The 7,060-nt window shown below is 73.7% G+C and carries 8 protein-coding genes; 2 read left to right on the forward strand and 6 right to left on the reverse strand.

The genetic code is table 11. The features are described from left to right. Positions 1-44: 44 nt before the first annotated feature. The 3 genes from E4099_RS33225 to E4099_RS26545 all read right to left on the reverse strand — a co-directional run bounded on the left by E4099_RS33225 (position 45) and on the right by E4099_RS26545 (position 2,226). The gene (locus E4099_RS33225; RefSeq protein ID WP_167828486.1) at positions 45-215 is read right to left on the reverse strand and encodes a hypothetical protein; all 171 of its coding nucleotides are present in this window, start codon (positions 213-215) and stop codon (positions 45-47) included. Positions 216-380: 165 nt separating this feature from the next. After that, the gene (locus tag E4099_RS26540) at positions 381-869 is read right to left on the reverse strand and encodes a molybdenum cofactor biosynthesis protein MoaE (protein ID WP_135341657.1); all 489 of its coding nucleotides are present in this window, start codon (positions 867-869) and stop codon (positions 381-383) included. A 247-nt stretch (positions 870-1,116) separates the two neighbouring features. Further along, positions 1,117-2,226 (reverse strand): SDR family oxidoreductase, encoded by a 1,110-nt coding sequence (locus tag E4099_RS26545; RefSeq protein WP_135341658.1) that lies wholly within the window; start codon positions 2,224-2,226, stop codon positions 1,117-1,119. A gap of 191 nt (positions 2,227-2,417) precedes the next feature. On the opposite strand from E4099_RS26545, the gene E4099_RS26550 reads away from it, so the two are divergent. Together E4099_RS26550 and E4099_RS26555 are read left to right on the forward strand one after the other, a co-directional pair. Next, on the forward strand, positions 2,418-3,884 hold the full coding sequence (locus tag E4099_RS26550; protein ID WP_135341659.1) for a zinc-dependent metalloprotease: 1,467 nt from the start codon (positions 2,418-2,420) through the stop codon (positions 3,882-3,884). Continuing rightward, the gene (locus E4099_RS26555) at positions 3,881-4,408 is read left to right on the forward strand and encodes an NUDIX hydrolase (protein WP_135341660.1); all 528 of its coding nucleotides are present in this window, start codon (positions 3,881-3,883) and stop codon (positions 4,406-4,408) included. The genes E4099_RS26550 and E4099_RS26555 overlap by 4 nt, the downstream gene beginning before the upstream one ends. A gap of 75 nt (positions 4,409-4,483) precedes the next feature. On the opposite strand, the gene E4099_RS26560 is transcribed toward E4099_RS26555, so the two are convergent. The 3 genes from E4099_RS26560 to E4099_RS26570 all read right to left on the reverse strand — a co-directional run. Beyond that, positions 4,484-5,242: an AIM24 family protein gene (locus E4099_RS26560; protein ID WP_135341661.1), complete on the reverse strand. Its 759-nt coding sequence runs from the start codon at positions 5,240-5,242 to the stop codon at positions 4,484-4,486. Between the two features lie 13 nt (positions 5,243-5,255). Continuing rightward, positions 5,256-5,939, reverse strand: coding sequence for an AIM24 family protein (locus E4099_RS26565; RefSeq protein ID WP_135341662.1), 684 nt, complete (start codon positions 5,937-5,939; stop codon positions 5,256-5,258). Between the two features lie 11 nt (positions 5,940-5,950). Continuing rightward, the coding region (locus tag E4099_RS26570) for an AIM24 family protein (RefSeq protein WP_135341663.1) at positions 5,951-7,060 on the reverse strand (1,110 nt) is incomplete at its 5' end.

The following is a 7,060-nucleotide window of genomic DNA, read 5'->3' on the forward strand; positions in this document are numbered from 1 at the left end:
CGCCCAGCCCGCCCCCTCGGCGGACGCATGGGGTCCCCGTTCCGCTAGGCCACGTCGGAACCGGAATGCGAACGCTCCATCGCCTCGCGGAACCGGGCGTACCCGGCGAGCTCGGCGCCATCGCCGGTCTTGCGGTTGCGCGTGGCCCATCCCGCGTACAGCACGGCGGCGATCGCCGCGGCAACCGGAATGAGCAACCAGAGAAGCGCAGCCACTGCGGCCTCCGACCCCTATGCGTAAGCAACTGACAGATGAGCAGATTAGTCGTCTGCCTGATCAACGCTCACGCCAGGGTGCCGGTTACGCAAGCGCGAATCCGCCAACCGGGCACGGCCGGGGCGCCTTTCGGACGCCCGCCCGGCCGTCCGGGCGTCCCGTCCTCAGACCCCCACCCAGCCGTCCGAGCCGTCCGCGTACGTCTGGTGCTTCCAGATCGGCACCTCGGCCTTGAGGTCGTCGATCAACCTGCGGCAGGCGGCGAACGCCTCGGCGCGGTGCGGGCAGGAGACGGCCACCACCACCGCCAGGTCCCCGATGGCCAGATCCCCGATCCGGTGCACCGCGGCCAGCGCCCGCACCGGGAAGTCGGCGGCCACCTTCTCCGCGACCCGGCGCAGCTCGGCCTCCGCGGTGGGGTGCGCGGAGTAGCCCAGCGCGGCCACGTCCGCGCCCCCGTCGTGATCGCGCACGGTGCCCACGAAGAGCGCGGTGCCGCCGGCCGCGTCATCGCCGACGGCCCCGAAGACCTCGTCCACGGAGAGCGGGGTGTCGCGGATCGCCAGCAGTCGGATCGGATCGGCGACCGCCGACTCGCCGGGATGGACGCGGTCGCCGTGCCGCGCCGCGGGGGAAGAGTGCTCCTGTGCCATGGGCCCATCGTGCCCCAGCCGCCCTGCCCCGTAGAACGCCGAGTGCCGCGTACCGGACCTCCGCTTCCGCACCGCGCGGCTTCGGGCCCCGGGCCCGCGGTCGGATGCGGACAAGTACCGGCAGGGCGTTTCCGTACCGCGTGGCTCCGCGCCCCGGCCGCGGTCAGCTGCGGCGGCGCGGCTTGCGTGCCAGGGCGACGTACCGGCGGAGCGTCTCCGTACCGCGAGGCTCCGCGCTTGGCCGCGGTCAGATGCGGCGGCGTGCCTTGCGGGCCCGGCGGACCAGGGCCGCGGTGCCCAGCAGGGCCACCGTGGCGCCCGCCGCCCCCGCCGCGGTGGCGTCCTTGCGGCCCAGCCGCCGCCCGGCGACCGTACGGCGCCCGGCGACCTCCTCCAGCAGCTCGGCGAGCACCTCCTCGTTGGTCCACTGGGGCCGCCAACCCGCGTCGTGCAGCCCGCTGCCGCTGACCGCCCAGGGGTGCATGGTGTAGGCCAGGTCGCCGGCCGGCGAGGGGGTCAGCCCGAGCCGGTGCAGCCGGGACGCGGCGCCCAGCGCGACCGCCGAGGGCAGCTCCATCCGGCGGATACCGGACAGCTCCTCGACCTCCTCCTGCTCCAGCCAGCCGTCGCAGCCGACCGCGAGCTCGCCCTCGACCTTCTCCAGCGCGGCGTACTCCAGGGCGCCGACCAGGTCCTCCACATGGCAGAACTGCCAGGTCGGACGGGATCCGGCGACCACCAGCAGGCGCGGCGACTCGAAGTAGCGGGTGAGCGCGGTGTCGGTGCCGCCGACCAGTACGGCCGGGCGCAGCACGGTGACGTTCAGGCCCGGGTGCGCCCGGGGCGCGCGCCGTGCCAGGTGCTCTATCTCCAGCAGGTCGCCGACCCCGGTGGCCTCCGCGGTGGCCCGCAGCTCGGCGTCCTCGGCCAGCGGGACGTCGTTGTCGGGCAGCGCCCCGTAGACCATCGCCGAGGTGCACAGCACCACCCGCCGCACCCCGGCCGCCGCCGCGGCGGTCAGCACCGTCTGGGTGCCGCGCACGTTGTAGGCGGTGCGGGCGGCCGGGTCGGTCTCCAGGTCGAGGTCGACGGCCAGGTGCACGACCACATCGACCCCGCGCAGCTTCTCGGCGATCACCGGGTCGCGCACGTCCAGCACGTGCCAGTGCGCCTCGGGGGTCTCACCGCGCCGCTCGTCGATGGCCACGACCTGCTTGATCTCGTCGGACTCGGCGAGCCGGCGCGTCAGCAGCGCCCCGACCCCGGCCGCGGCACCGGTGACCGCCACCACAGGGCGGCCCAGCGGGCGGGCCGTATCGTTTCGCGCTGCGCGAACTTCTCGCTCTGGGGAACTCACCGGGCGACTCCAGCGGTTGTCTTCAGTACGAACGCGTCCCACGCGTCCGTACGAGGTGACGTCCATCCTGCCGCAGCCCACGGATCAGCGGAGCACCGAGCCCGGAAACGGGCCGGGTGTCTACGCTGGGTGGTGACGAAGGGCATTCGCCGCCGGTGCCGAGCCGGTGGCCCTACGAGCCGAGGAAACCCGTGAGTGACACCCCATTCGGATTCGGCCTCCCGCCGGAGGAGCCGGAGGACGGCGACAACGGCAAGCAGAAGGGCGGCCAAGGAGGCGGCCAGGGGCCGGCGAATCCGTTCGGCTTCGGCCTGGGCGGTGGCGCGGGCGGCGCGGACAACCCGTTCGCGGCCATGTTCGGCTCGCTGAACCCGGGCGACCTGGGTGCCGCCTTCCAGCAGCTGGGCCAGATGCTCTCCTATGAGGGCGGCCCGGTGAACTGGGACATGGCCAAGGACATCGCCCGGCAGACCGTCGCCCAGGGCACCGCCTCGGGCGGCAAGGACGCCAGTGTGGGCGCGTCCGAGCGGGCCGCGGTGGAGGAGGCCGTGCGCCTGGCCGACCTGTGGCTGGACGGGGCGACCTCGCTGCCCTCCGGCTCGGGCGCCGCGGTGGCCTGGAGCCGCGCGGAGTGGGTCGAGGCCACACTCCCGGTGTGGAAGGAGCTGGTCGACCCGGTCGCCGAGCGGGTGGGCACGGCGATGGGCGATGTGCTGCCCGAGGAGATGCAGGCCATGGCGGGCCCGCTGCTGGGCATGATGCGCTCCATGGGCGGCGCCATGTTCGGCAGCCAGATCGGGCAGGCGCTGGGCACCCTGGCCGGCGAGGTCGTGGGCTCCACCGATGTCGGGCTGCCGCTCGGCCCGGCGGGCCGGGCCGCGCTGCTGCCGGTGAACATCGCGGCGTTCGGTGCCGGGCTCGGTGTGCCGGCGGACCAGGTGCGGCTGTACCTGGCCCTGCGCGAGGCCGCCCACCAGCGGCTGTTCGCCCATGTGCCGTGGCTGCGCTCGCACCTGTTCGGCGCCGTCGAGGGCTACGCCCGCGGCATCAAGGTCGACACCGCCAAGCTGGAGGACGCGGTCGGGCAGCTGGACCCGACCCATCCGGAGCAGCTGCAGGAAGCACTGCAGACCGGCATGTTCCAGCCCGAGGACACCCCCGAGCAGAAGGCGGCGCTGGCCCGGTTGGAGACCGCGCTGGCCCTGGTCGAGGGCTGGGTGGACGCCGTGGTGCACGCGGCCGCCGCCCCCCATCTGCCCTCCGCGGGCGCGCTGCGCGAGACGCTGCGCCGGCGCCGGGCCACCGGCGGCCCGGCCGAGCAGACCTTCGCGACGCTGATCGGCCTGGAGCTGCGGCCGCGCCGGCTGCGGGACGCCTCCCGGCTGTGGGCCTCGCTGACCGACGCGCGCGGCATGGACGGCCGGGACGCGCTCTGGGCGCACCCCGACATGCTGCCCACCGCCTCCGACCTGGACGATCCGGACGGCTTCGTCCACCGCGAGCAGCTGGACTTCTCGGAGCTGGACAAGATGCTCGGGGAGGCCGCGAGCGGCACCTCCACCGGCGCCGCGGGCACCGGGGAGTCGGGCGCCGAGCAGCGCTCGGACGGGCCTGACCTGCGCAAGCGGGACGGCGAGGACGAGAGCGGAGACCGGTGAGCCTGCACCAGGACGCGGCCCGGGCGCTCGGTGAGTGGACCGCGCCCGGCCCCGAGCAGGATCGGCTGCGCGCCGAGTACCTGGACCATCTCGCCCGGTACCCGGACGGCATGTGGCGGGCCAACCGGGAGGCGCACATCACGGCCAGCGCGCTGGTGCTGGACCCGAGCGGCGGGCGGGTGCTGCTCACCCTCCACCGCAAGCTGCAGATGTGGTTGCAGATGGGCGGCCACTGCGAGCCGCAGGACGTCCGGCTGGCGGACGCGGCGCTGCGCGAGGCCGGTGAGGAGTCCGGGATCGAGGGGCTGACCCTGCTGCCCGGCGGTCCGGTGCGGCTGGACCGGCACCACACCCCGTGCGCCTGGCACCTGGACGTGCAGTACGCCGCGGTGGCACCGGCCGGGGCGGTGGCGGCGATCAGCGAGGAGTCGCTGGACCTGCGCTGGTTCGGATACGACGAGGTGGCGCGGGTGGCCGATGAGTCGGTCCGCCGGCTGGTGGCCGACACCCGCGCGCTGCTCTGACAGCCGGCGCCCATCCGGCCCGGAGGACATGGCGAGGGGCGCGGACCCGTGATCGGGCCCGCGCCCCTCGCGCTGTCAGTTGCTCCAGATGTTGCCCTGGTTCTGCCCGCGGGCGCCCTGCTGCCCCATGCCGAACTGGGCCGCCACGCCGCCGCCGATCACGGCGTTCTGCGGCGGCAGCAGCTCGCTGGGCTGCACCAGCGCGTACCCCTGGCCGAGGAAGCTCAGCTCCCAGCCCTCACCGGTGTTGCCGCGCCGCCGCCACACCCCGCTGGAGTGGGTCTGCGCCTGCATCTGCACCCGCAGCGAGGAGGACCAGGCCACCACCGCGTCGGCGTCCGCGTTGACGTACTTGTCCGGGGTGACCTGGAGCATCAGCGGCTGCCCCGAGGTCATCAGGGCCACCTTGCCCTGGCCGCTGATGTTGAGGTTGTACTTGCCCGAGCCGGAGACCCCGAACTGGCTGTCCACCGCGATGACCTCCCAGTGCAGCGCGGAGTCCAGCGCGAGCACATAGGCGCCGTCGACGGTCAGGCCGTCGTGGTCCACCTCCACGATGTGGATGTGCTGGCCCAGGTTGGCGAGGTAGACGGTGCCCTGCCCGGAGCAGCGCATCAGGTCCAGGCCCTCGCCGGTGTGCGCGCGGTCGCGGCGCTGGGCGTTGCTCTGGTAATCCGCGTCGAACTCGATCAGGCCCTGGTAGGCCACCATCGAGCCCTTGCGGGCGAGGATGTCCTCGTGCCCGCTGAGGGCGACCCGCAGCAGCTGCGGGTTCTGCAGCGCGTACCGGTCCTGGGTCTGGTTCTCGGTGAACCCGAAAAGCGGACTCTGCATGGTGTGTTCCCCCTCAGCCCCGGGCCCGGAGCCGGTCGGTGCTGTCCTCGCTGGGCTGTACGACGACGAAGCCCTGCCCGGAGAATCCGAGCTGGTAGGCCTCGCCGCTGCCGCGGCCGATCATCGAGGAGGCCTTGAAGCTGCGCTTGCCCTTCATCTTCAGGCTGGTGGACCAGGCGACGAGCGCGTCCGGGTCCACGTAGGTCTCGTCCTCACCGCGTCCGCAGTCGACCACGATCGGGGTGCCGCGGGTGGTGAGGGCCACCCATCCGGTGCCCGTGATGGCCACGTTGAACAGCCCCTGGCCGGCGAACTTGGCCATGCCCTTGACCCGCTGCACCCCCCACTGGAGGTGAGCGTCGAAGGCGAGGATGTTGGTGCCGTTGACCGACAGCGACTCCCCGTTGAGGTACACGCAGACCACGTCCGCGCCGTAGTCGGCCAGGTAGAGCAGCCCGTCGCCGGTGCACTTCATCAGCGGGGCGCCCTCGCCGGTGATCCACTGGGAGGCCATCTGGCGCACCGCGGGCGGATTCGGCTCGTACTGCACGAACCCCTCGTAGGCCACCATCGAACCGGTGCGGGCCAAGAGGTCCTGGCCGCTTTGCATGGCGACCTTGAGCATGCTGCTGCCGTGGGTCTCCATCCGGGCGGAGACCGGCGCGGGGGCGTAGCCCGCGATCATTTGCTGGTCCATGACGGGCTCCCTCAGACCTCGTAGGGCTGGACGACGATGAAGTTGCCGGGCGCGCCGCGGAACTGGAGGTTCACGGCCTCTCCGGTGTGGCCGGGATAGGCGTTGCGGCGCAACCGCACCTGGCTGGAGATGATCACCTGCGAACCGGCGGACCAGGCGACGATGGCGTTGCTGTCGGCGAAGGTGGTCGGGGTGACCGGCAGCACCACCGGGGTGCCCTGGGTCTTCACCACCACCGTGCCAGTGCCCTGGAACTGCATGGTGAACAGCGCGCCGCCGGGGATGCCGTGGCCCTCGATCCGGCGCACCTCGTGCTGCAGCGACTCGTCGAAGGCCAGCACGTTCTCCGCGGAGACGCAGACGGCGTCGCCCTGCAGCTCGATCGGGTGCAGCTCGGCCGCGTTCTCCGCCAGGAAGACCTGCCCGTGACCGGTGCAGCGCATCAGCTGCATCTCCTGGCCGGTCGCGTTGCCGGTGATGCGGCCGCGGAAGCCGGCGCCCTTGTAGCTGAAGTCCACCTTGCCCTGGTAGAGCACCATGGAGCCCTGCTTGGCCAGCATCGGCTTGCCGTCTATGCCCAGGTCGACCCGGATCAGCCGGGGGTTCTGCTGCGTCCAGCGCTGACCGTTCGGCACCTCCCGGTACTGGGCGAGCGCCCCCTGCACCCCGGGGGCGGCGGCAGCCTGCGGCGGAATGCCCGGCGGCATCGCACCGGGCGGCTGCCCGGGAAAGCCCGGCTGACCCGGCTGACCGTACGGAGCGGGCTGGCCGGGGTAGCCGGCCGGCGGCTGCCCGGGGAACTGCCCCGGCGCACCGGGCTGGCCCGGGTACCCGCCGGGCTGACCGTACGGCGGCTGTCCCGGCATCCCGGTCGGGGCGGGCTGCGGACCGCCCGGGTACGGCTGCGGCTGACCGGGGTACGGAGCGGGCTGACCGGTGGGGCCGGGCGGCGGGACCGCGCCACCGGGCGGGACCAGCGGCGCGGCGATGGTCTGCGCGGAGTGCAACTGGGACGGGTTGCCGCCCGGCGGACTGAAGCCCTGGGGGGCCGCCGGCTGCGGGGCCGGAACCTGCGGCGCGGGCGCCGGAGCCGGGGCCGCGGGCGCGGCGAACCCGGGGGC

It is taken from the genome of Streptomyces palmae (genome assembly GCF_004684805.1).
Lineage (GTDB): Bacteria > Actinomycetota > Actinomycetes > Streptomycetales > Streptomycetaceae > Streptomyces > Streptomyces palmae.

Excerpts from the sequence above, each read along its gene's own strand:
- E4099_RS26565 (WP_135341662.1), bottom strand. The coding sequence starts at position 5,939 with ATGGACCAGCAAATGATCGCGGGCTACGCCCCCGCGCCGGTCTCCGCC.
- E4099_RS26540 (WP_135341657.1), bottom strand. The coding sequence starts at position 869 with ATGGCACAGGAGCACTCTTCCCCCGCGGCGCGGCACGGCGACCGCGTC.
- E4099_RS26560 (WP_135341661.1), bottom strand. The coding sequence starts at position 5,242 with ATGCAGAGTCCGCTTTTCGGGTTCACCGAGAACCAGACCCAGGACCGG.